At 63.4% G+C, this 22,337-nt stretch carries 22 protein-coding genes; 5 read left to right on the top strand and 17 right to left on the bottom strand.

Annotated elements, in window-relative coordinates; genetic code table 11:
- Positions 1-66: 66 nt before the first annotated feature.
- The 6 genes from KZJ38_RS00640 to argB form a co-directional block, all read right to left on the bottom strand.
- The gene (locus tag KZJ38_RS00640; RefSeq protein WP_219798320.1) at positions 67-1,458 is read right to left on the bottom strand and encodes an AmpG family muropeptide MFS transporter; all 1,392 of its coding nucleotides are present in this window, start codon (positions 1,456-1,458) and stop codon (positions 67-69) included.
- Between the two features lie 11 nt (positions 1,459-1,469).
- A complete protein-coding gene (gene metW / locus KZJ38_RS00635) occupies positions 1,470-2,078 on the bottom strand; it encodes a methionine biosynthesis protein MetW (RefSeq protein ID WP_219798319.1) in 609 nt (202 codons plus the stop codon).
- Positions 2,075-3,220: a homoserine O-succinyltransferase MetX gene (gene metX, locus KZJ38_RS00630; RefSeq protein WP_219798318.1), complete on the bottom strand. Its 1,146-nt coding sequence runs from the start codon at positions 3,218-3,220 to the stop codon at positions 2,075-2,077. Before metX ends, metW begins: the two co-directional genes overlap by 4 nt.
- 309 nt (positions 3,221-3,529) lie before the next feature.
- Positions 3,530-4,387, bottom strand: coding sequence for a nucleoid occlusion factor SlmA (gene slmA, locus KZJ38_RS36315; protein ID WP_246641593.1), 858 nt, complete (start codon positions 4,385-4,387; stop codon positions 3,530-3,532).
- Positions 4,354-5,145 (bottom strand): pyrimidine 5'-nucleotidase, encoded by a 792-nt coding sequence (locus tag KZJ38_RS00615; protein WP_219798317.1) that lies wholly within the window; start codon positions 5,143-5,145, stop codon positions 4,354-4,356. Before KZJ38_RS00615 ends, slmA begins: the two co-directional genes overlap by 34 nt.
- A gap of 279 nt (positions 5,146-5,424) precedes the next feature.
- On the bottom strand, positions 5,425-6,324 hold the full coding sequence (argB, locus tag KZJ38_RS00610) for an acetylglutamate kinase (protein WP_175226173.1): 900 nt from the start codon (positions 6,322-6,324) through the stop codon (positions 5,425-5,427).
- A gap of 371 nt (positions 6,325-6,695) precedes the next feature.
- On the opposite strand from argB, the gene KZJ38_RS00605 reads away from it, so the two are divergent.
- From KZJ38_RS00605 to KZJ38_RS00595, 3 genes are all read left to right on the top strand, one after another.
- Entirely contained in the window at positions 6,696-6,929 is a 234-nt protein-coding gene (locus KZJ38_RS00605) for a cysteine-rich CWC family protein (RefSeq protein ID WP_425518278.1), read from the top strand.
- A gap of 137 nt (positions 6,930-7,066) precedes the next feature.
- Complete coding sequence (locus KZJ38_RS00600) at positions 7,067-8,392, top strand: ATP-binding protein (protein WP_219798315.1); 1,326 nt, start codon at positions 7,067-7,069, stop codon at positions 8,390-8,392.
- The gene (locus KZJ38_RS00595; RefSeq protein WP_219798314.1) at positions 8,389-8,931 is read left to right on the top strand and encodes a response regulator transcription factor; all 543 of its coding nucleotides are present in this window, start codon (positions 8,389-8,391) and stop codon (positions 8,929-8,931) included. The genes KZJ38_RS00600 and KZJ38_RS00595 overlap by 4 nt, the downstream gene beginning before the upstream one ends.
- A gap of 147 nt (positions 8,932-9,078) precedes the next feature.
- Here the strand turns inward: KZJ38_RS00595 and hslU are convergent, their stop codons facing one another.
- The 9 genes from hslU to KZJ38_RS00550 form a co-directional block, all read right to left on the bottom strand.
- Complete coding sequence (gene hslU, locus KZJ38_RS00590) at positions 9,079-10,419, bottom strand: ATP-dependent protease ATPase subunit HslU (RefSeq protein ID WP_219798313.1); 1,341 nt, start codon at positions 10,417-10,419, stop codon at positions 9,079-9,081.
- Between the two features lie 9 nt (positions 10,420-10,428).
- Entirely contained in the window at positions 10,429-10,965 is a 537-nt protein-coding gene (hslV, locus tag KZJ38_RS00585; protein ID WP_219798312.1) for an ATP-dependent protease subunit HslV, read from the bottom strand.
- 407 nt (positions 10,966-11,372) lie between these two features.
- The gene (gene dksA / locus KZJ38_RS00580; protein ID WP_175226179.1) at positions 11,373-11,792 is read right to left on the bottom strand and encodes an RNA polymerase-binding protein DksA; all 420 of its coding nucleotides are present in this window, start codon (positions 11,790-11,792) and stop codon (positions 11,373-11,375) included.
- Positions 11,793-12,366: 574 nt separating this feature from the next.
- Positions 12,367-13,443, bottom strand: coding sequence for a CobW family GTP-binding protein (locus KZJ38_RS00575; RefSeq protein WP_219800047.1), 1,077 nt, complete (start codon positions 13,441-13,443; stop codon positions 12,367-12,369).
- 248 nt (positions 13,444-13,691) lie between these two features.
- Complete coding sequence (locus KZJ38_RS00570) at positions 13,692-14,894, bottom strand: class I SAM-dependent rRNA methyltransferase (protein WP_219798311.1); 1,203 nt, start codon at positions 14,892-14,894, stop codon at positions 13,692-13,694.
- 180 nt (positions 14,895-15,074) lie between these two features.
- Entirely contained in the window at positions 15,075-15,998 is a 924-nt protein-coding gene (gene xerC, locus KZJ38_RS00565) for a tyrosine recombinase XerC (RefSeq protein ID WP_219798310.1), read from the bottom strand.
- A 70-nt stretch (positions 15,999-16,068) separates the two neighbouring features.
- Positions 16,069-16,845, bottom strand: coding sequence for a DUF484 family protein (locus tag KZJ38_RS00560; protein WP_219798309.1), 777 nt, complete (start codon positions 16,843-16,845; stop codon positions 16,069-16,071).
- Positions 16,846-16,898: 53 nt separating this feature from the next.
- A complete protein-coding gene (gene dapF / locus KZJ38_RS00555; protein ID WP_219798308.1) occupies positions 16,899-17,768 on the bottom strand; it encodes a diaminopimelate epimerase in 870 nt (289 codons plus the stop codon).
- A gap of 48 nt (positions 17,769-17,816) precedes the next feature.
- Positions 17,817-18,701: a lipid A biosynthesis lauroyl acyltransferase gene (locus KZJ38_RS00550; RefSeq protein WP_246641592.1), complete on the bottom strand. Its 885-nt coding sequence runs from the start codon at positions 18,699-18,701 to the stop codon at positions 17,817-17,819.
- A gap of 342 nt (positions 18,702-19,043) precedes the next feature.
- On the opposite strand from KZJ38_RS00550, the gene metK reads away from it, so the two are divergent.
- The gene (gene metK / locus KZJ38_RS00545; protein ID WP_075155495.1) at positions 19,044-20,231 is read left to right on the top strand and encodes a methionine adenosyltransferase; all 1,188 of its coding nucleotides are present in this window, start codon (positions 19,044-19,046) and stop codon (positions 20,229-20,231) included.
- A gap of 99 nt (positions 20,232-20,330) precedes the next feature.
- Here metK and KZJ38_RS00540 read toward each other — a convergent pair whose 3' ends face one another.
- Positions 20,331-20,717, bottom strand: a complete 387-nt coding sequence (locus KZJ38_RS00540) for a hypothetical protein (protein WP_219798306.1) — start codon at positions 20,715-20,717, stop codon at positions 20,331-20,333.
- Positions 20,718-21,255: 538 nt separating this feature from the next.
- Between KZJ38_RS00540 and KZJ38_RS00535 the strand changes: the two genes are divergently transcribed.
- On the top strand, positions 21,256-22,017 hold the full coding sequence (locus KZJ38_RS00535) for a phytanoyl-CoA dioxygenase family protein (RefSeq protein ID WP_219798305.1): 762 nt from the start codon (positions 21,256-21,258) through the stop codon (positions 22,015-22,017).
- Positions 22,018-22,072: 55 nt separating this feature from the next.
- On the opposite strand, the gene KZJ38_RS00530 is transcribed toward KZJ38_RS00535, so the two are convergent.
- Positions 22,073-22,276 (bottom strand): DUF3185 family protein, encoded by a 204-nt coding sequence (locus KZJ38_RS00530; protein WP_219798304.1) that lies wholly within the window; start codon positions 22,274-22,276, stop codon positions 22,073-22,075.
- Positions 22,277-22,337: the final 61 nt, after the last annotated feature.

Below are 22,337 nucleotides of genomic sequence, written 5' to 3'. Positions count from 1 at the left end.
TCACAAATCCATGCAGCCCATCGGGCCGATGCAGCCGGCCCTTCGTGCGTCGCCGAACGTTTTCCGTCACGACGGTCTCCTCCACGGCGCTATCCGGAACAAAAGTAGCATACCGGGCACGGCGAGAACGGTGCATGCAATGAAGTAATGGAACCAGCCGAACTGTGCGACAACGTAGCCGCTCGCCGCCGACGCGAGCGTGCGCGGCACCGAAGACAGACTCGTAAAGAGCGCGAACTGCGTGGCCGTATAACGCGGGTCGGTCGTGCTTGCGATATACGCGGTGAATGCCGCGAGCGTCAGCCCGGTCGCGAAGGTCTCGAACCCATAGACGATTGCGAGCGCAAAAAGCTTCGGATCGAGCTGCACGCTCCCGCTCATGCCAAGCGACGACATCAGCTGCGTCACCGTCTGGCTGATCGACGCCACGAACTGATACATCGGCGCTTCGGCTGCGCCATGGCCGAACTGTGCAAGCCACGCGAAGCCGAGCGTCGACACCATCTGCAGGAATCCGAAGATCCATAGCCCGCGGCCGATGCCGATCTTCATCAGCCAGATGCCGCCGATAATGCCGCCCGCGAGACTCGCGCCGAAGGCGGTCGTTTTCGCGATCACGCCGATTTCGGTGCGCGAAAAACCGATGTCGAGGAAGAACGAAGTGGACAGCGTGGTCGCCATCACATCGCCGAGCTTGTAGAGAAAGATAAAGCCGAGCACGAACAGCGCGCCGAGCCAGCCGTCGCGCAGAATGAATTCGCGGAACGGCTCGACGATCGCCTCGCGCAGATTCTTTGGCGGCGTGCCGTGCACTTCAGGTTCGCGTACGACGAGCGTCATGATCATGCCCGGCAGCATGAATGCCGCGGTAAACGCGAACACGGTGGCCCACGGCAGATGGTCGGACAGAATCAGCGCCAGCGAACCGGGCACGAGCGCCGCGATCTTGTAGGCGTTCACATGCACCGCGTTGCCGAGCCCTTGTTCCGTGTCGTGCAGCAGTTCGCGCCGGTATGCATCGATCACGATGTCCTGGCTCGCGCCGAAGAACGCAACGAGGGCCGTGAGCGCGGCGACGGTCCAGATCGAATCGCGCGGCGACACGATGCCCAGCGATGCGATAGCGCCGGCCACGAGAATCTGCGTGACGAGCATCCAGCCGCGCCGCCGTCCCGGCCGCCATCCCGGCAGACGCGGGATAAAGCGGTCCATCAGCGGTGCCCAGACGAATTTCCACGTATACGGAAATTGAATCAGCGCAAAGAGGCCGATTTCCTTCAGATTGACGCCTTCGGAGCGCAGCCACGCCTGCACCAGATAGACGAGCGTGAAAAGCGGCAGACCCGACGTAAAGCCGAGAAACACGCAGATCAGCATGCGCGTGTTCAGGAACGCGCGCCAGCCGGTATGTTCTTCGTGAGCGTTAAGTGCGGGCGCCTCGTGTGGCGGGTTCGACATGTGCGGTGGCGTTAGATTTTCTTGACGCGATAGACCGCAAGACTACCACGCCAGTTCACGCCCCAACGTACGGTCTGGCCACCGTGCAGCACGACGCGATCGAGAATTTCAATGCCCACTTCGGGTGCGAGCGCTTCGAAATCTTTAATGGTCAGCACACGCACGTTCGGCGTGTTGTGCCATTGATAAGGCAGCGATTTCGATACCGGCATCCGACCCTGTACGACGGCCAGCCGATGCGACCAGTAGCCGAAGTTCGGGAACGACACGATGCACTCCTTGCCGACGCGCACCGTCTCGCGCAGGATCGCCGCGGTCTGATGAATGGTCTGCAGCGTCTGCGACAGGATCGCGAAATCGAAGCTGCCGTCCTCGAAGAGGCGCAAGCCGTCTTCGAGATTCTGCTGGATTACGTTGACGCCGTTTTTCGTGGCGGCCAGCACGCCCGCGTCGTTGATCTCGATGCCGTACCCCTGCACCTCGAGTTCTTCGGCCAGCAGCGAGAGCAGCGAGCCGTCGCCGCAGCCGAGGTCCAGCACTGTCGCGCGCGGCTCGACCCAGCGCGCGATCGCGCGGAAGTCTGCGCGCGACGAGAGGAATTCGAAGGCTTGCTGGTTCATGCGTTCACCTCTGCCGCGATGCGTTCGTAGTAGGCGCGCATCAGGTTGTGATAGCGCGCGTCGTCGAGCAGAAATGCGTCGTGGCCGTGCGGCGCGTCGATTTCGCCATACGTCACGTGGCGCTTGTGATCGAGCAGCGCCTTCACGAGCTCGCGCGAGCGCGCGGGCGCAAAGCGCCAGTCAGTCGTGAAGCTCGCGATCAGGTATTTCGCCTTGGTGTGCGCGAGCGCCGCGGTCAGGTCGCCGTCGAAGGCTTTGGCCGGATCGAAGTAGTCGAGCGCGCGTGTGATCAGCAAATAGGTGTTCGCGTCGAAGTAGTCGGCGAACTTGTCGCCCTGGTAGCGCAGATAGGACTCCACTTCGAATTCGACGTCGAAGCTGAAGTTGTAGACGTCGAGCGCGCCTTCGGCACGTCGTAGCGCACGGCCGAATTTCGCCGCCATATCGTCGTCCGACAGATATGTGATGTGGCCGATCATCCGTGCGACGCGCAAGCCCCGCTTCGGCTTCACGCCGTGCGCGTAGTAGTCGCCGCCATGGAAATCCGGATCCGACAGGATCGCCGAGCGCGCGACTTCGTTGAACGCGATGTTCTGTGCGGACAGCTTCGGCGTCGACGCCACCACGATGCAGTGCGCGACGCGGTCCGGGTACATCGTGCTCCACGCGAGCGCCTGCATGCCGCCGAGGCTGCCGCCCATCACCGCGGCGAAGCGCTCGATGCCGAATGCGTCGGCCACGCGCGCCTGCGCGTTCACCCAGTCTTCGACCGTGACGACGGGAAAGCTCGCGCCGTACGGGCGGCCTGTCGACGGGTCGATGCTCATCGGTCCGGTCGAGCCGAAGCACGAGCCGAGGTTATTCACGCCGATCACGAAGAAGCGGTTCGTATCGAGCGGCTTGCCGGGCCCGACCATGTTGTCCCACCAGCCGACGTCCTTCGGATTGTCGGCATAGACGCCCGCCACATGATGCGACGCGTTCAGCGCGTGGCAGACGAGCACCGCGTTGCTGCGCTCGCTATTAAGCGTGCCGTAGGTTTCGACCATGAGGTCGTAGTCGGCGAGCGAGCTGCCGCTTTGCAGTGGCAGCGGCTCGTTGAAATGCATTTTTTGTGGAGCGACGATCCCGATCGATTCCATTTATGTCCGCCTGTGACGATTGCTGGGCGGCTAAATGGTGTCGGCGACGCGCAAGAGAGGCGATTTCGCGCTGACGACCTCTTTAGCCGCATTTATGTGAACCGCAGACCATGAGTCCGGCAGGTTCGCGCGCCCGCAATCGAGTCAGCAAATCGGCGCGCTACAACAAGTTTTCAGGGTAATGCAGGTGGTTTCGTTGCAACGTCGACGCGTCGGCCGCTGCAACAATCAGGCGATGAGTATAGCGGAAAAACTGTAGCGGCAGCGTCGACGGGGGTGCATCGGCACCGCCCGGTCATGGCATGCGGCTCATTGCAGGATCAGAAGCAGCTGCGCGTCCGCATGCTCGCCGGGTGTGCGTGCGAAGCCGCTTCGCACATAGCGGTGCCAGCGGCCGATGATATAGCTGAGCAGCAGATTGGCGCGCACGGCCGGGTCGTAGCCGGCGGGCAGCGGCACGGTTATTTCAGGTGCTGCCGCGGTCGCGGTATCCGGCGCGATGGCTTGCGGCTCGAGCGGTGCGGCGCGCTCGCCGTCTACGCCATCGACACTTTCTTCTTCGATCACGCTTACCGCGCTCGCCGTTTGCACAGCTTGCGCCGCATGCGTGCTGTCGCCGTTCTGCTGCGCGTTCGCTTCCGTCAATCCCACGCGCAGGCATTGCTTCAGCGACGTCTCGATCCGCTCGAGTATCTGGTTGACGCGCTCGGTCAGCCGCTCGTGCTCGCCGACGAGCGCCTCGCAGGTCAGCACGCGCGTCATGCCGGGATTCTTCGCGGAGAAATTGAGCAGCGTGAGCGCGATCGCGCGCGCCTGCAGCACGCCGTTCGGCTCCTTCGCGACGATCTGGTTGATCAGGCCGAAGAGCGACTGCTCGATAAATTCGATCAGCCCCTCGAACATCTGCGCCTTGCTTGCAAAGTGCCGGTACAGCGCCGCTTCGGAGACGCCTAGCCGCGCGGCCAGCGCGGCGGTGGTGATCTTTTCGTTTTTCGGCGCCTCGAGCATCGCCGCTAGCGTTTGCAGAATGTGCACGCGGCGCTCGCCCGGCTTCAGGCGTGTGGCGCGGCCGCCCTGGCCGTTGCCGTCGGCGGCGATGCTGTGCGTTCCAGGTTGGTCGGGCTGGTCTTCGGTTACGGCCTCGTCATGCTTGCGGATCGGCTGCATGTCTGTCGTCCCTTCAGTCGCGCCGAGCGGTTGCCCAGTCGTAGCGATTTTAACGAACGAATGCGGCGGTCGACATAATGCGGGCGCCCCGTGCCCGGCAACCGCGCCGGAACGCCGTCCGCGCCGGTACGGCGCGGCAGGTGCCCGACAATCCAGACCGTGCCCAGGCCAAGCCGCTTATAGCTTTTGAGGTGGCCGCGCGTGTCTTCGACGAGAATCGCGTCCGCTGCGCGCACGTGTGCATCGCGCAGCGCCTTGCGCAGCATCGCCGGGTCGGGCTTCGCGCGCCAGCCGCGCCGGTCGCGCATATGCTCGACGGCGATCACGCGCTCGAACAGACGCCCGATGCGCAATTCGGCGAGCACCGCGTGCGCGTAGGCTTGCGGGCCGTTTGTCAGCACGATCTTGCGGCCCGGCAGCGCGGCGATCAGCCGCGCGAGGCCGCGTTCGCTGCGCAGCATCGAGCGCAGATCGCCGGGGAACGTGTGGACAACTTTCAGAAAATCGTGAGGATCGATCGGGTGATGACGTGCAAGACCGAGCAGCGTCGCGCCATAACGTTGCGTGTAGCCGACACGCAGCCGGTCGGCTTCTTCGTGTTCGACTTGCAGCGCATCGATGATGTACTGCGTCATCGCGGTGTTGATGGCGGGGAAGATGGCGTGCGACGCACGGTGCAAGGTGTTGTCGAGGTCGAACAGCCAGACCGGGTTGCCGGCTTCGATCTTCGGGCGGCGTCTCTTGTGAGCGTGGCGCATTGTTGGAATAGGTGGGGCGGACGGGCGGTCGGCGCCGGCCGGTCGCGGAGACGAACACGCGATCGATTGCGCCGTTAAACAAGGTCAGATGACCGAAGTCATCAGTATGCCCCTTATTGTGCGCATTGCGGCACGGGGCATGTCCAGGTTTGCTGGTGGTGTATCGGTGGGTGATGCTGCCCGGGCGAGAACCGCCCGGGCCGGCGGCGGGGTTTGCTTGCCGCCGAAAGATCTACTGCGGGTCTACTGCCGATTTACCGCGAGATGCGCAGCCTTCGCTCAATGCGAGCGGATCATCGTGCCGAACGGCTGCTCGGTCAGGATTTCGAGCAGCACCGAGTGCTCGATGCGCCCGTCGATGATGTGCACCGAGCGCACGCCGCTCTTCGCTGCGTCGAGCGCCGACGAGATTTTCGGCAGCATGCCGCCCGAAATCGTGCCGTCCGCGAACAGCGCGTCGATTTCGCGCGCGGAGAGATCGGTGAGCAGCGTGCCTTCCTTGTCCATCACGCCGGGGATATTCGTCATCATGACGAGCTTCTCGGCGTTCAGCACGACCGCGAGCTTGCCCGCGACGAGGTCGGCATTGATGTTGTACGAAAGGCCGTCTTCGCCGAAGCCGATCGGCGAGATAACCGGAATGAACGCATCGTCCTGCAATGCCTTGACGACCGCCGGATTGATCGATTCCACTTCGCCGACCTGGCCGATGTCGATGTACTGCCCCGGATTGTCCCGATCCGGCATCATCAGCTTGCGCGCATGGATGAGGCCGCCGTCCTTGCCCGTCAGGCCCACCGCGTGGCCGCCGAAATGATTGATCAGCGTGACGATATCCTGCTGCACTTCGCCGCCGAGCACCCATTCGACGACTTCCATCGTTTCTTCGTCGGTGACGCGCATGCCCTGGATAAAGGTGCCCTGCTTGCCGATTTTCTTCAGCGCCTGGTCGATCTGCGGGCCGCCGCCGTGCACGATCACCGGGTTGATGCCGACCAGCTTCAGCAGAATCACGTCGCGCGCGAAGCCCTGCTTCAGACGCTCTTCGGTCATCGCGTTGCCGCCGTATTTGATGACCACGGTCTTGCCGTGGTACTGGCGGATGTACGGCAACGCTTCGGCCAGAATTTCGGCCTTCAGTGTGGGCGCGATCTGGGACAGGTCGGAAAGCTCGGACATGGCGGCGGCTCGGCGGGGACAAGTGAAAACAAGGGCGAATTGTACACGCGTGGCGCGCTGCAACAGCGTTTTTGGCAAGCGTTGTTGCGGCGTGCGCAGCGTGCCGGCAGCGCGCGTTTCATGGCGCGCGATGCGCTTTACCGCGGTCGTTTCGATGCCTCGGCACGCGGTCCGGTTGCAGCGCAAAAACGCGTGCGCCGGTCGCCATTCCGCGTGCGTCGCGCGTTCATATGAAATCGACACTGCGGTGGCGCCGCCGGTTCTGCTGACCGGCCAGACGTGGCATCATTTCCTCGTCCCCCACCGGTTTCATCGCGCCGTTTATGAATCCGTCTGCTCCCCGATCGACAGCCTCGTCCCGCGCGGCCGGATTGCGCGACCCGAAAAGCGCGCGCGACCCGAAAAGCGGCCGCTGCCCGCGCTGCGGCCGTGCATTCGACTGCGGACAGGAAGCGCGAACCACCGACTGCTGGTGCCGCGCGATGCCGCCGCTTCCCGCCGACAAGCTCAGAGCGGGCAGCCGCTGCCTGTGCCCCGAGTGCCTCGCCGAGGAAATTGCACGCGCGCAGAACGATCCGGCGGCAGCCGCGGCCGCGGACGATTGACCGAAGCGGGACGCCGCGGTCCGGTCGGGCCAGGCCGGGCCAGGCTCTCAGCAGCCCCACGTGTTGCGTCAGTGACACAATGACGCGGCGCACCCTGCGTAGCCCGAACCGGCCCTTTGAGCGGTTAAACTGACACGATGCACCGCATCATGAACACCGGCCGGGTCAATCTCGAGCATCTTTTCTGGCTGCGCAGCCTCGCCATCATCGGCCAGTTGCTGACCATCGCGTTCGTCCAGACTTTCGTCGGCGTCACGCTGCCTTTGCCCGCGATGCTGCTCGTGATCGGTCTCGAGGTGATCTTCAACGGCTTTACGTGGCTGCGCGTCTCGATGCAGCGGCCCGAGTCGAACCTCGAGCTGTTCGGGCAACTGTGGGTCGATCTCGGTGCGCTATCGGCGCTGCTGTTCCTGTCCGGCGGCACAACCAATCCATTCGTTTCGCTGTACCTGCCATCGCTCGCGATCGCGGCAGCCGTGCTGCCGTGGCACCTGATGATCTGGCTCGCCGCGTTCGCGGTCGCATGCTACGCAGTGCTCGGTTTCGAATCGGTGCCGCTCAATCTGGATAACCCGGCGAACCTGTTCGACTACTACCGCGCCGGCATGTGGGTGAACTTCACGGTCAGCGTCGGGTTGATCGCGTGGTTCGTCGCGCGGATGTCGCAGGCGCTGCGCCAGCGCGATGCGGCGCTCGGCGACGCGCAGCAGCGGCTGTTGCGCGACGAGCGCGCGGTCGCGCTCGGCGTGCAGGCGGCGACCGTCGCGCACGAAATCGGTACGCCGTTGTCCACGATTGCGATGCTCACCGAAGAATTGCGCGACGCGGCGCGCACCGACACGGGGCTCAAACCGTATGCAGCCGATATCGATCTGCTCGAGCAGCAGATGTCGATGTGCACTTCAGCGCTCGCGCGTCTGCGCAGCCGGGCGTCGGCGCCGGGCAGCCGCCAGTCGGTCGGCGAGTGGCTCGATTCGTTCGTGCAGCAATGGCGGCTGCGTCACCCGCATGTCGAGCTCGATACGCTTGCCGCGGCCCCGGCCGGCGCCGTGGTCGACGACACGGTCGCCGTCAGCCAGATCCTGACCATCCTGCTCGACAATGCCGCGCGCGCGAGCCGCGATCACGTCACGCTGAAAGCGTCGCTGGTCGAACACGGCAGCGCGATCGAATTCGAAGTGTGCGACGCCGGGCCCGGCATTCCCGCCTCGCTGCGCGCGTCGCTCGGCACGGCGCCGGTCGACAGCACGCAGGGCGGCCACGGCGTCGGCCTGTATCTCGCGTTTTCGGCGGCGGCGCGCCTGGGCGGCTCGATCGAGCTCACCGATGCGCGCGACACGAGGCCGCGCGAAGTCACGCCGCGCGGCACGCGCGCGGTGCTGCGGCTGCCGGTCGCGGCTTACGATTCATCCGGCGCGGCCGATAAAGGCCTGGCGTCGTCCAACAAGGAGAAACAAGCATGAGCGACATGAATTTCCTCGTGATCGACGATGACGAGGTGTTCTCCGGCATTCTCGCGCGCGGTCTGACGCGGCGTGGCTACACGGTGGCCGAGGCACACAACGCGGACGACGCGATTCGCCTCGCGAACCAGCAGAAGTTCGGCCAGATCACCGTCGATCTGCATCTGGGCAAGGACTCGGGCCTCAATCTTGTCGCGCCGTTGCGCGAGCTGCAGCCGAACGCGCGCATGCTTGTGCTGACCGGCTACGCGAGCATCGCGACCGCGGTGCAGGCGGTGAAGGACGGTGCGGACAACTATCTGGCGAAGCCGGCCAATGTGGAGACGATACTCGCGGCGCTGCAAAGCGAAGCGAGCGCGGTGCAGGCGGAAGAGGCGATCGAGCATCCGACGCCGCTGTCGGTCGCGCGGCTCGAGTGGGAACATATCCAGCGCGTGCTGGCGGAAAACAGCGGCAATATTTCGGCGACCGCGCGCGCGTTGAACATGCATCGACGCACCTTGCAGCGCAAGCTCGCGAAGCGGCCGGTCAAGCAATAGCGTTCGGCTGGCGTCGGCGCGACGTGGCGCGCACAAGCGTCATGGATGCCGCGAGCGGCAAAGAAAAACGGGCGGCTTCTCACGAAGCCGCCCGTTTCAATTTCGCCAAACTACATACGGACCACGCAGCGTAACGCGCGCTGAGAATTACAGCACGTAGCGCGAAAGATCTTCGTCGTCGGCCACTTCGTTGAGCGCGCGGTCGACATACGCGCCGTCGATCACGACATTCGTGCCCGCATGGTTGCCGGCCGAGAACGACACTTCCTCGAGCAGCTTTTCGATCACCGTATAAAGCCGCCGCGCACCGATATTCTCGGTCTTCTCGTTCACGGAGAACGCGATTTCCGCAAGACGCCGGATGCCGTCGTCGGCGAATTCGAGGTGCACGTCTTCGGTTTCGAGCAATGCCTGGTATTGCTTGACGAGGCTCGCGTCGGTGGCGACCAGAATCGCTTCGAAGTCCTTCACCGACAGCGAATCAAGCTCGACGCGAATCGGAAAGCGCCCTTGCAGTTCCGGAATCAGATCGCTCGGCTTGGCCAGATGGAATGCGCCGCTAGCGATAAACAGGATGTGATCGGTCTTCACCATCCCGTACTTCGTGTTGATCGTCGTGCCTTCGACGAGCGGCAGCAGATCGCGCTGCACGCCCTGACGCGACACCTCGCCGCCGCCCGCTTCGTTGCGCGACGCGATCTTGTCGATTTCGTCAAGGAACACGATGCCGTTCTGCTCGACGTTCTGTACCGAGCGCGTCTTGATTTCCTCGTCGTTGAGCATCTTGCCCGCTTCCTCATCGGTCAGCAGCTTCAACGCTTCCTTCACCTTGAGCTTGCGGCGCGTCTTCTTGCCGCCGCCCAGATTCGCGAACATCGAACGGATCTGCTCGGTCATGTCTTCCATTCCGGGCGGACCCATGATGTCCATGCCGCTTGCGGGCGCCTCGATGTCCAGTTCGATTTCCTTATCGTCGAGCTGGCCCTCGCGCAGGCGCTTGCGGAATGTCTGGCGCGTCGAGCTCGGTTCGTCGTGATGCTCGGCGCCGCCCGAGCCGAAGCCGACCGGGCGCGCGCCCGGCAGCAGGATATCGAGGATGCGGTCTTCGGCCTGGTCCTGCGCTTTCGTGCGCACTTTGCGCATTTCCGTCTCGCGCGTCTGCTTGACCGAAATCTCCATCAGGTCGCGCACGATGCTGTCGACGTCGCGGCCCACGTAACCGACTTCGGTGAATTTGGTCGCTTCGATCTTGATGAACGGTGCGTCCGCGAGCTTCGCGAGACGCCGTGCGATCTCGGTCTTGCCGACGCCGGTCGGTCCGATCATCAGAATGTTCTTCGGCGTGATTTCCTGCCTGAGTGGGTCGGCGACCTGCTGACGGCGCCAGCGATTGCGCAGCGCGACGGCGACGGCCTTCTTCGCGCGGTCCTGACCGATGATGTGTTTGTCGAGTTCCGAGACGATCTCGGCGGGAGTCATGGTGCTCATCGTGGGTCCTTACTCGATCGTCTCGATGACGCGATTGTGGTTCGTATAGATGCACATGTCGCCGGCAATCTCGAGCGACTTTTCGACGATTTCGCGCGGCGACAGCTCGGTGTTGTCCGTGAGCGCTCGGGCCGCGGCCTGCGCATACGCGCCGCCGGAGCCGATCGCGCAGATGCCGCCTTCAGGATCGAGCACGTCGCCGTTGCCGGTGATGACCAGTGTGGTCTGCGCGTCGGCAGTGATCAGCATGGCCTCGAGCCGGCGCAGCATGCGGTCGGTGCGCCAGTCTTTCGCGAGCTCGACGGCCGCGCGGGTGAGGTTGCCCTGGTGCTTTTCCAGCTTTGCTTCGAAGCGATCGAGCAGCGAAAAGGCGTCGGCCGTGCCGCCGGCGAATCCGACCAGCACCTTGCCGTTATAGATGCGCCGGACTTTCTTCGCGCCGCCCTTCATGACGATATTGCCGAGCGTGACCTGGCCGTCTCCGCCAAGCGCGACCTTATCGCCGCGGCGCACGGAGACGATCGTCGTGCCGTGAAATTGCTCCATATGCGTTCCTTCCTTGTGCAAAACAGGTGGTACGCGGTGCCGGCGCTGCGTCACCGCGAAAATCCGTGACAGCGGACGGCGCGCGACGTTTCTTCAACGCGCGCGCGTTCTACGCATCCGGTTTATTTTAGGGCTTACGAGCCCATATCAAGGGGGCCGTGGTGATGAGCGCGTCAGAAATGGCGTGCGCAATTGCCGAGAATTTCGACAGAAGAATCTGAAATGACCGGTAAATCGTGCGTGATTTCAAACGCCGATGACGGTGAAGCTTACCTGTCGTTGCGGTTGCAACGCGGTTGCGATCGAGACGGGAGACGAAACTGAAAACAAAAGAGGCGCACGAACCCGTGCGCCTCACGAGGAAGCAGCGATAAGGACGCGGACCCCGCGCCGCGCCTGACAGACGTTCAGTCGCCGAACAGCTTCTGGCGCAGCTCGCGGCGCTCCTGCGCTTCGAGCGACAGCGTGGCGGTCGGCCGCGCGATAAGGCGCGGAATGCCGATCGGCTCGCCGGTTTCTTCGCACCAGCCGTACTCACCCGATTCGATCCGCGCGAGCGACTGCTGCACTTTCTTCAGCAGCTTGCGCTCGCGATCGCGCGTGCGCAGTTCGAGTGCATGCTCTTCCTCGATCGTCGCGCGATCGGCCGGGTCCGGCACGATCACGGTTTCGCGCAGATTTTCGGTGGTTTGGCCGGCATTGCGGAGAATCTCCGCTTGCAGCTGCTCGAGCCGGTTCTTGAAGAAAGCGAGCTGATCCTCGTTCATGTAATCCTTGTCGCTCATCTTCAGGATTTCGGCTTCAGTCAAGAGTCGTTTCGTCGTCATCTGGCTTGCTTCTTCAATGTGAGGCAAACGGTGAGATTTGCCCGCACTTTCGTGTTGCCCGCATAGGCGCTTCAAAGTCGCTTTGAAGACGCTCAATTCTCGCGCCGGCGAACACGGACGGTGGGCTGTCGTGACGCCGAAGCGCCGATGCGGGGCCGAACTCCTCTGGAAACCGATCTACAGATACAGCTACTCCTGAGGCAATGCTTCCCTGGCAGCGCGCGTAATGAGCCGGCGTGCCTGCCGGCATATCGGCGTATTCCCCGGATCAGGTTTTCCGGCGCCTTTGCTTGCCCGGCACGGTTGCGCGCTGACCGGGCGATTCGTTCTCATTCTCCAGCGGGGCTGTATTGTAACTGAATCACAATGCAGCCCCGCAATCCGGGGCAATCCCTGTCACGACCCCGGATATCGACAAAATATAACGCGGCAACTGTTAAAAAGCGATGGTCCTGCGTACGTTAGACCGCAGGAATTCCCCGTGTTTCGCGCGATCGCAACGGCCGTTACGATCGCCTGCCGCGCGGCAGCGAATTCAGGCCGCGAACTCAAGCCGCGAGTTCAAGCCGCGAACTCAGACAAGACACGCGTCGAGGCCGTCGGTGATCAGATCCTGCGGCAGCTCAATGCCGATAAAGACCATCTTGTTGGTCTTCTTCTCGGCAGGTAGCCACTTGGCTGCGAGATCGCTGCCCATCATCTGATGGACGCCCTGGAACACCACCTTGCGATCGACGCCCTTCATGTACAGCACGCCCTTGTAGCGCAACAGCCGCTCGCCGTAGATCTGCAGAATACCGCCGAGGAAGTCTTCGAGCCTGTTCGGATCGAACGGTTTGTCGCTGCGATACACGAACGATTTGATCTTGTCGTCGTGATGCGCGTGATGGTGGTGGTGATGCGCGTGGTCGTGACCTTCGTGATCGCAATGGCCATGCTCGTGATCGCAGCTGGCATGGTCGTGATCGTGATCATGCGCGTGGTCGTGATCGTGCTCGTCTTCGGCAAGGAAGTCGGGGTCGATCTCGAGCTTCGCGTTGAGGTTGAAGCCGCGCAGGTCGAAAATTTCCTTGATCTCGGCGTCGCCGAAGTTCACGACCCTGATCGCCGCCTTCGGGTTCATATGCATCAGACGATGCCGCAGGTCGCCGAGCGCCGCTTCGTCGACCAGATCCGATTTCGTGACGAACAGCCGATCCGCGAAGCCGACCTGGCGCTGCACGACTTCGTGTTCATCGAGCTGATGGTTCGCGTGCTTCGCATCGACGAGCGTGATGATCGCGTCGAGCAGGAATTCGTCGGCGATGCTGTCGTCCATGAAGAACGTCTGCGCGACCGGGCCCGGGTTCGCGAGACCCGTGGTCTCGATCACGACGCGCTCGAAATCGAGCTTGCCCGCCTGCTTCTGCGCGGCGAGATCGGCCAGCACGCGCGCGAGGTCGCCGCGGATCGTGCAGCAGATGCAGCCGTTGCTCATCTGGATGATCTGCTCATCGGACTCCTGCACGAGGATCTCGTTGTCGATGTTCTCTTCGCCGAACTCGTTTTCGATCACGGCGATCTTCATGCCGTGCTGCTCGGTCAGGATGCGCTTGAGCAGCGTGGTTTTGCCGCTGCCCAGAAAGCCGGTGAGGATGGTCACGGGAATCATGTTGGTCGCCATATCGTGTCGCCTGTCCTGTATGGGGTGAATCTCATAGGCTCAATGAGCGGACTAAATAAGACCCACGTGTGAATCGGGGGCGGGAACCGCCGGCTTGTTGAGCTTTATTCAAGCCCTGCCCCGGCGGATCGAGCCGGATATTGAAACATATCTGCGGGGGCGCTGCCGAACGCCCGGTTTCGGCTAAGTCATACCGGCGCCGTTCGCCCTCGTGAAACAGTCAGAACTATGGGCGATCACGTGATTTGCAACAATAGGCCTTTCAGGTATTCCCCTTCCGGGAAGGCCGTCAGCAGCGGATGGTCGACGCCGGCGCCGAGGCGCTTGAGGATTCGGGCATCGACACGCGCATCCGCTGCCGCGCCCGCGACGATCTTCTGAAACAGATCAGCATCGATCGCGCCCGAGCACGAATACGTGAACAACAGGCCGCCCGGACGCAGCAGCCTGAAACCGCTCAGGTTGATGTCCTTGTACGCGCGCGCGGCCCGGTCGACATGCTCGCGCGAGGGCGCGAACTTCGGCGGGTCCAGCACGATGAGGTCGAAGCGCTCGCCTTCGTCGGCCAGGCGTCGCAGCGTCTTGAACGCATCGGCGTCGAGCCATGTGGCGCGAGCGGGGTCGAAGCCGTTTGCTACGACGTTTTGCTGCGCAAGCGCGAGTGCTTCGCCCGACGAATCGATCGATACGACGCGCTTCGCGCCGCCTTTGAGCGCCGCCAGCGAAAAGCCGCCCGTGTAGCAGAAGCAGTTCAGCACGTCGCGATCGTGCGCGTACTGCTGAACGAGCGCGCGGTTGTCGCGCTGGTCGACATAAAAGCCGGTTTTGTGGCCATTGCGCACGTCGACGTGATATCTCACGCCGTTTTCGCTCGCAATCAGCGTGTCGGGCGGAGCGTCGCCGGCCATCACGCCGGTGATGGGCTCGAGTCCTTCCTTGTCGCGAATCGATACGTCCGACCGCTCGTACACGTTCGGGCAGCCGGTCGTGCCCGTCAGCGCGGCGACGATCGCGTCTTTCCATGCCTCGACGCCGGCCGCCATGAACTGGCAGACGAGCTGGCCGCGCGCGGTTTCATCGTCGGCGATGTAGTAGTCGACGATCAGGCCAGGCAAGCCGTCCGCTTCGCCGAAAATCAGCCGCACGGCGCCTGTGTCGCGCACCATCGCCTGCCGGTGCGCGCGCGCGCGCTGCACGCGGCGCTTGAAGAAGGCGTGGTCGATCGGCTCGGCTTCGTCGAAGCTCCAGACGCGTGCGCGAATCTGCGAATGCGGGCTCCACGCGGCGCGCGCGAGAAAGCGGCCGTCGTGGGCGCGCACGAGCACGGTCGCGCCGATGCCCGGCTTGCCGTCGACCCGATCGATCGCGTTCGCGTAGACCCATGGGTGGCGGCGCAACAGCGACTTTTCCTTCGACGGTTTGAGCGTGACGGTATTCATGAGTGTTAGGTGTATTCAGCAGAACAATGTGCGTTGGGGCGGATGACGGGAAGCGCTGCGCGCCTTGCGTCCCGTGCGCCTGATGAAGCCAGTTCGCGGCTAGCTCGCGGCCATCAGCGGTGATTGGCGGTTAAGCGGTCGGTCGCGCCTTGCGGCACGGCGCGCTTCGCGCATCCTTCGCTATTCGCGTTTTTTCGCGCGCGGATGCGCCTGATCGTAGACCTGCGCGAGGTGTTGAAAATCGAGCGCGGTATAGACCTGCGTCGCCGTGATGCTCGCGTGGCCGAGCAGCTCCTGCACTGCGCGCAGATCTCCGCTCGATTGCAGCACGTGCGTCGCGAACGAATGGCGCAGCACGTGCGGGTGCACATTAGCAGGAATGCCGGCCAGCAGCGCCATGCGCTTGACGCGCTCGCGCACGGCATTGGGCGACATCCGCTTGCCGCGCGCGCTGAGAAACAGCGGATGCGGATCGAGCTTGACGAACTCGCCGCGCACGGCGAGCCACGCGCGTAACGCAACGAGTGCCTTGCTGCCGACCGGCACGACGCGCCGGCGATTGCCCTTGCCGAGCACTTCGACTTCTGCCGCATCGAGCTTGAGCCAGCCGGCCGAGCGATAACCGTCGTCATCGGCGAAATGGACGTCGAGGCCGACCAGTTCCGCGAGCCGCAAGCCGGACGAATAGAACAGCTCGAGCATCGCGTGATCGCGCAGGCCTTCGGTGTTGCCGGCGACGGGCGCTTCCATGAGCTTGTGCGTATCGTCGACCGACAGCGCCTTCGGCAGCGTTTTCGGCTGCTTCGGCGCGCGCACCGTCGCGACCGGATTGGCCGGCAGTTCGACGCGCCCCGCGAGCCATCGATAAAACGCGCGCCATGCCGACAGCCGGTGCGCTATCGAGCGCGCGGTGAGACCGCCCGCGTACGCACGCGCGACGGCGCCGCGGATGTCGGTCGCCGTCAGGCTTTCCAGAGGCCGGCCGTTCGCGAGCTTCTTCAGCTCGTCGAGTTCGTGCGTGTAGCCGCGCAGCGTATGCGCGGACAGCCGCCGCTCGTGTTCGAGACTCGACAGATAGGCGGCGACCGGGTCGGCGAGCGTCACGATGAGCGTGTTCCGTTAGCGCGCGAGCGGCCGGTGATGCGTGCCCGGCGAACGGAGCGACGGTGCATGATCAGCGCGGCAGCAGCCGGCTCAATGCGGCGCTGGCGAGCGTGCCGATCTGCGTGAGGAAGTCGGTCGCCATGCCGTCGTGAAAGCGTCGCGGGTCGGCCGAGCCCATCACGAGCAGGCCGAACACGTTGCCGGTTTCGTCGCGCTCCGGGTCGCGCAGCGCGATCAGCGAGATCGATTCGATCGCGTCGCTGCCCGCGCCGTTCGCGCCGTGGGCTCCGTTCGTCCCGTTTGCCCCATTCACGGCGTCGGGCGCGCTCGACCCTTCACCCGGCGGCGCGGCCAAAACGGCCGGCCCGGCCGGCCCGAGCCATTGCGCGGCTTCGAACCCGGTGTTCGCGCCGCAATACGGCGTAGCGAGGCTGCCCGCGAAAATGCGCACTTCCTCGCCGACCTGACGCGTGAAGTCTGCTTGCAGATACGGCTCGGCGACATCCCACACGCGCAGCGCGGTTTGCGGCACATCGAACACTTCGCGCAGGCCGTGCGAGATCGTGCGCGGCAGCGCATACGGATCGCGCTCCGCCATCACGCGAGCGGTCCAGCGGTTGAACTTCGCCGAGATGCTGTCGTTCTCGTGGCCGTAGCGCAGCAGTTCGGCGAGGCGCCGCTCGAGCAGCTTGTTCTTCTCGCGCAGCATTTCCATCTGCCTTTCCTGCAGCGACACCGCGGCTTTGCCATGCGGGTTCGCGAGACGGATGGTCGCGAGCAGTTCCGCGTGGTCTGCGAAGAATTCGGGGTTGGCGAGCAGGTAGTCGGCGACTTCGCGATCGTTCATGTTTTCAGCCATAAGGCCGCGCAGGCGATCCCGCCGCGCGGCAGTCAAGGTAATCAGTCGGCGAGCTCGATCTCGCCCTCGAACACCGTTGCAGCCGGGCCCGCCATCAGCAGCGCCGCATCGCCGCCGGCCCACGAGATGGTCAGCACGCCGCCGTGAGTGTGCACAGTGACGGGCGAGTCCAGCAAGCCGCGCCGCACGCCCGCGGCCACCGCCGCGCACGCGCCCGTGCCGCACGCGAGCGTCTCGCCGGCGCCGCGTTCGTAGACGCGCAGCCTGATCTCGTTGCGCGCGACGATCTGCATGAACCCCGCGTTCACGCGCTGCGGAAAGCGCGGATGCGATTCGATGACGGGACCGTCGGTGGTAACCGGAAAAGCCTCGACATCGTCGACGACCTGCACCGCGTGCGGATTGCCCATCGACACCACCGACACCCAGCGCGTCGCGCCGTTCACGTCGATCGGCCAGAGCGTGTCGGCGCCTTCGCGGCGCGGCTGATGTTCACCGTCAAGGCCGCTCGCGTCGAATGGCACACGTGCCGGCTCGAATATCGGCGTGCCCATATCGACGGTCACCTCGCCGTTTTCCTGCATCGTCAGCGTGATGACCCCGTTCGGCACCTGCACGCGCACGCTGCGTGCGTCGGTCAGACCCGTGTCGCGCACGAACTTGACGAAGCAGCGCGCGCCGTTGCCGCAATGCTCGACCTCACCGCCGTCGCAGTTAAAGATGCGATAGCGGAAATCGACGCCGTCGACGGTCGGCTTTTCGACAAGCAGCAACTGGTCCGCGCCAATGCCGAAATGCCGGTTCGCGAGCGCGCGCACGTGCGCGGCCGTCAGGTTGACGGGCCGCGTAAAGCCGTCGAGCACGACAAAATCGTTGCCCGCGCCATGCATCTTGGTGAATTTGAGTTTCATGCCGCTATTGTAAGTGACGCGGAACCGCTGCCGTGTGTCGTGTGCGCGTCAATAAAACCCCGGCTGACCCGGCGGGCGCGTCTTGAACCGCTTGTGCACCCAGTAATACTGCTCGGGGATGCGCGGAATCTGTTCTTCGAGAAATGCGTTCATGCGGCGCGCGTCGGCTTCGTCGTCGCCGGTCGGGTAGTTGTCCCACGGCTTGAAGACCCGAAGCTTGTAACCCTTGTAGTTCGGCAGCACTTCGCCGATAAACGGCACCACCTGCGCATGCCCGACCTTCGCGAGACGCCCGACGGCCGTCAGCGTGCAGGTCGGCACGCCGAAAAACGGCACGAAGGTCGAGTTGCGCATGCCGTAGTCCATATCGGCGCCGAGCATCACGGGCTTGCGATCGCGCAGCCAGCGCAGCACGATACGCGCGCTGTCCGCGCGGCTGGCCATTTCGGCATCGAAACGGCCGCGCGCCGCTTTTGCAACGGCTTCGAGTTCCGGATTCGACATCGGCTGATAAAGCGACCCGCACGGCCGCCGCAGCGAGTAATTGAGGAAGATCGAGCCCGCCTCGATACCGACGAAATGAAAGCCGAGAAACAGCGTGGGCGGCAGGTTCGGATCGGTCAGATCGATGTCGCTTTCGAGCTGCACGAGCTTTTCGAGCTTTTTCGCCGAGCCGAACCATTGGACGCTGCGCTCCAGATAGCTGCGGATCGCATGCCGGAAGTGCTTCTGTGCGACGTCTTCGCGCACCTCGTCACTCCATTCGGGAAAGCACAGTTTCAGGTTGATATGGACGATGCGGCGGCGCCGGCTCGGAATCTGGTAAAGCAGCCAGCCGAGTCCGTCGCCGAGCCGTGCCACGAACCCGTAGGGCAAGATCGCGAAGAATTTGAGCAGCCCGATGGCCAGCTTCGGCCCGAAGCGGCTCAGCATGCAAACACTCGACTCGAATTGACGGAAAAGCGCGCGCGGCGCGGCTCTGCGCATAAGCGGGCGCGCGGGTGGACCAGGGGCGGATAGGAATGCAGCACGCGTGGTTACTCTGTGACGATTAGAAGAAGTCGCTATAATAAGGGCTTCGCCGAGTTAATAGACAACTTGCGGGGCGAAGCCGAAAGCGTTCTGTTTTCGTCAACCAATATGGCTGAAAAGGCCATTAATGGTTTTCGAGGGGCGCAGCCGGTTAGGAAATCCGCTAAAGCGTCGCCGCTTCAGGCTCTAGAAGTTGGCTACGTGAAACTCAAACCCGTAACCACATAACAAGGAGTCTGCAACGTGGCAAACGACTTTCTTTTCACCTCCGAATCCGTTTCCGAAGGCCATCCGGACAAAGTCGCGGACCAAATCTCCGACGCAATTCTCGATGCGATCTTCACGCAGGACAAATACTCACGCGTAGCGGCTGAAACGCTGTGTAACACGGGTCTCGTCGTGCTGGCAGGTGAAATCACCACCACGGCCAACGTCGACTACATCCAGGTCGCGCGTGAAACCATCAAGCGCATCGGCTACGACAACACCGATTACGGTATCGACTATCGCGGCTGCGCGGTGCTCGTCGCCTACGACAAGCAGTCGCCGGACATCGCGCAAGGCGTCGATCGCGCACACGACAACAACCTCGATCAGGGCGCCGGCGACCAGGGCCTGATGTTCGGCTATGCGTGCGACGAAACGCCGGAACTGATGCCGCTGCCGATCCACCTGTCGCATCGCCTCGTCGAGCGCCAGGCGAATCTGCGCCGCGACGGCCGTCTGCCGTGGCTGCGTCCCGACGCGAAGTCGCAGGTCACGATCCGTTACGTTGACGGCAAGCCGCATTCGATCGATACCGTTGTGCTGTCCACGCAGCATGCGCCGGAAATCGAACTGTCCACGCTGCGCGAAGCGGTGATCGAAGAGATCATCAAGCCGACGCTGCCGGCCGATCTGATCAAAGGCGACATCAAGTTCCTCGTGAACCCGACCGGTCGTTTCGTGATTGGCGGTCCGCAGGGCGATTGCGGTCTGACGGGCCGCAAGATCATCGTCGATACGTACGGCGGCGCGGCTCCGCACGGCGGCGGCGCGTTCTCGGGCAAGGATCCGTCGAAGGTCGACCGCTCGGCTGCCTATGCGGGTCGCTATGTGGCGAAGAACATCGTCGCGGCAGGCCTCGCGTCGCGTGCGCTGATTCAGGTTTCCTACGCGATCGGCGTGGCGCAACCCACTTCCGTGATGGTCAACACGTACGGCACGGGCCGGGTGTCGGATGCGACGATCCAGCGTCTCGTGCTCGAGCACTTCGATCTGCGTCCGAAGGGCATCGTCCAGATGCTCGACCTGCTGCGTCCGATCTACGAGAAGACGGCTGCGTATGGCCACTTCGGCCGCGAAGAGCCGGAATTCACGTGGGAAGCGACGGACAAGGCGCTTGCGCTCGCTGAAGCGGCCGGCACGGAGCCGGTCGTCGCGATCGCGTAAGTAGAACCGGTAGAAGGTAGTTCTCGCACCCTGCAAGCGCGACGCGCTTGCAGGGTGTTTTTCATTGCGCGGCCGGAAAGCGGCGTGCGAGCGAGGGAACTAGCGGGCGAACACGAACCAGCCGGTGCTCGTCGTCGACGTGCGGCGCGGGCTGCGGCTCGTGCCCATCCTGGCGCGTGCAGCGGCGTTCAAGCCACGCACGACATTGAGTCCGCCGGCGATGCCCGCGACGCGCAACGGCGTCGGACGGCGCAGCAGCAGCGTGCGCAGCGAAAAATGACGCGACGTGCGTTGCATTTTCAGCGTCGAAAAGAACGTACGAAACCACATGCGCACGCTATCGACAGGGCTTGCATCGCGCCACTGTTCGGCGAGCGCGCGCGTGCGCGCGGAATGATGACGCAGCGCGCCCACGACACGTCGGCGCGCGGGGCGCGCCGCATTGAATGCGGCGCGAGTGAGACCAGTACTCAGGAAGGTATGCATGGCGTGTGTTTTTTCAGGCAGCGTGATGCGCGCACGAGAAGTGCACCAACCGTGCCAGCTTGGATTCGGAAACGTGCTGGACAATGCGCTTGCGAACAGGTGTGTAAATGAGCGCGTAAATATGCGCATAAGTGTGCGCATAAGACCCGCGGGCATGGTGCGCGTAAACAGCACCGGCGCGCCGGTTGCAAAAGCCTGACGAATCGTGAAAGTCCGCGCAGAGTGCCGCAGAGGGCCGCGCGCGCAAGAAACAACGGATGGTCGAAATCGACATGCATGCAGGCTACACGCGATCGATGACGCGAGGAAGTCGGGTTTTTACCCTTGCGGCCATCGTTTGTACGATGCGAAAGCGGCTGTTGATACGGCATGCTGCATATCGATTGCGCCCTTTCCGTCTGTCAGGTTTCAAGCCGGGCTCGAACGATGTGCATTGTTGCATCGGCGACGTGCGGCGTGCCCTCATCCGATACTGCCCCATGTGATCGGCTGCGTTTTACAATCGTGGTTTAGCCGTCGAACGCCATCGGAAATGTCCATGTCCGTCCATTCGAAGAAAGAGCAGGTCGAGGTGTTGCGCGAGCAGGGCTTTGTCATCGTGCCGGGTTTGATGTCGCCCGCTCGCTGCGGCGAACTGAAGCAGATCGCGCAACAGCAGCTGCACGAAGCGGCCGCGCCGCTCGAATTCGAGGCGGACCTGAAATATCCGGGCGCACCGGACTCGAAGCATGCGCCGGGCGGACATACGGTGCGGCGCCTGCTCGATGCCTATGCGCGTCACGCGTTGTTTCGCGAAGCCGCCACGTCATCCGAGATTCGCAGCTGGATGGAACTGTACTTCGGCGAAGAGCCGCGTCTTTCGCGTGCGCACCACAACTGCATGATGACCAAGCATCCCGCGTACGGCAGCCTGACAGGCTGGCATCGCGACGTGCGTTACTGGTCGTTCGAGCGCGACGACCTGGTTTCCGTGTGGTTCGCGCTGGGCCGCGAGACCGTCGATAACGGCGCGTTGTGGCTCGTGCCGGGCTCGCATACGGCGGCGCTCACCTCCGAGCGTTTCGACGACGCGAAATTCTTCCGCTCCGATCTGCCGGAAAACCAGGCGTTGATTCAAACCGCGGTGTCGCCGGAATTGAATGCCGGCGACGTCGTCTTTTTCCACTGCAACACGCTGCATTCGGCCGGCAAGAATCTGACGAACGACGTGAAGTTCTCACTCGTGTTCACGTATCACGGCGCGAGCAATGTGCCGCTGCCGGGCTCGCGTTCGGCGTCGAAGCCCGAAGTGGCGTTTTGAAGTGGCGTTCTGACGTTGCGCTTTGAAGCGGCGGCGAATACGCCGCCTGCGCGGCCTAGCGCCTACCGCCCAGCGTCAGTCCGATCAACCCTGCAATCGTCGCAATTGCGCCACCCGCGAGCAGATAGATCGTCTTGTTCGTCGGCGCGCCGGTGAAGACGCGCGACACGTCATTGCTGAACGAATGAAATGACTGTCCGCCGAAATACAGCAACACGATGCCGCCGACGAGCAATGCAATGGAAACCGCCTTGGTCATTACACAATCCTCCTTGATGTCGATTTGATGGCTGCAGCAAACGCGCCATTCTGCCTGATCC

Origin of the sequence: Paraburkholderia edwinii, from assembly GCF_019428685.1 — a bacterium.
Taxonomy (GTDB): Bacteria; Pseudomonadota; Gammaproteobacteria; order Burkholderiales; family Burkholderiaceae; genus Paraburkholderia; species Paraburkholderia edwinii.
This window is presented reverse-complemented; position numbering and strand designations above follow the sequence as displayed.

Coding starts and splice junctions, on each gene's coding strand:
- KZJ38_RS00640 (WP_219798320.1), bottom strand. CDS start 1,458: ATGTCGAACCCGCCACACGAGGCGCCCGCACTTAACGCTCACGAAGAA.
- metW (WP_219798319.1), bottom strand. CDS start 2,078: ATGAACCAGCAAGCCTTCGAATTCCTCTCGTCGCGCGCAGACTTCCGC.
- metX (WP_219798318.1), bottom strand. CDS start 3,220: ATGGAATCGATCGGGATCGTCGCTCCACAAAAAATGCATTTCAACGAG.
- slmA (WP_246641593.1), bottom strand. CDS start 4,387: ATGCAGCCGATCCGCAAGCATGACGAGGCCGTAACCGAAGACCAGCCC.
- KZJ38_RS00615 (WP_219798317.1), bottom strand. CDS start 5,145: ATGCGCCACGCTCACAAGAGACGCCGCCCGAAGATCGAAGCCGGCAAC.
- argB (WP_175226173.1), bottom strand. CDS start 6,324: ATGTCCGAGCTTTCCGACCTGTCCCAGATCGCGCCCACACTGAAGGCC.
- KZJ38_RS00600 (WP_219798315.1), top strand. CDS start 7,067: ATGCACCGCATCATGAACACCGGCCGGGTCAATCTCGAGCATCTTTTC.
- KZJ38_RS00595 (WP_219798314.1), top strand. CDS start 8,389: ATGAGCGACATGAATTTCCTCGTGATCGACGATGACGAGGTGTTCTCC.
- hslU (WP_219798313.1), bottom strand. CDS start 10,419: ATGAGCACCATGACTCCCGCCGAGATCGTCTCGGAACTCGACAAACAC.
- hslV (WP_219798312.1), bottom strand. CDS start 10,965: ATGGAGCAATTTCACGGCACGACGATCGTCTCCGTGCGCCGCGGCGAT.
- dksA (WP_175226179.1), bottom strand. CDS start 11,792: ATGACGACGAAACGACTCTTGACTGAAGCCGAAATCCTGAAGATGAGC.
- KZJ38_RS00575 (WP_219800047.1), bottom strand. CDS start 13,443: ATGATTCCCGTGACCATCCTCACCGGCTTTCTGGGCAGCGGCAAAACC.
- KZJ38_RS00570 (WP_219798311.1), bottom strand. CDS start 14,894: ATGAATACCGTCACGCTCAAACCGTCGAAGGAAAAGTCGCTGTTGCGC.
- KZJ38_RS00560 (WP_219798309.1), bottom strand. CDS start 16,845: ATGAACGATCGCGAAGTCGCCGACTACCTGCTCGCCAACCCCGAATTC.
- dapF (WP_219798308.1), bottom strand. CDS start 17,768: ATGAAACTCAAATTCACCAAGATGCATGGCGCGGGCAACGATTTTGTC.
- KZJ38_RS00550 (WP_246641592.1), bottom strand. CDS start 18,701: ATGCTGAGCCGCTTCGGGCCGAAGCTGGCCATCGGGCTGCTCAAATTC.
- KZJ38_RS00540 (WP_219798306.1), bottom strand. CDS start 20,717: ATGCATACCTTCCTGAGTACTGGTCTCACTCGCGCCGCATTCAATGCG.
- KZJ38_RS00535 (WP_219798305.1), top strand. CDS start 21,256: ATGTCCGTCCATTCGAAGAAAGAGCAGGTCGAGGTGTTGCGCGAGCAG.
- KZJ38_RS00530 (WP_219798304.1), bottom strand. CDS start 22,276: ATGACCAAGGCGGTTTCCATTGCATTGCTCGTCGGCGGCATCGTGTTG.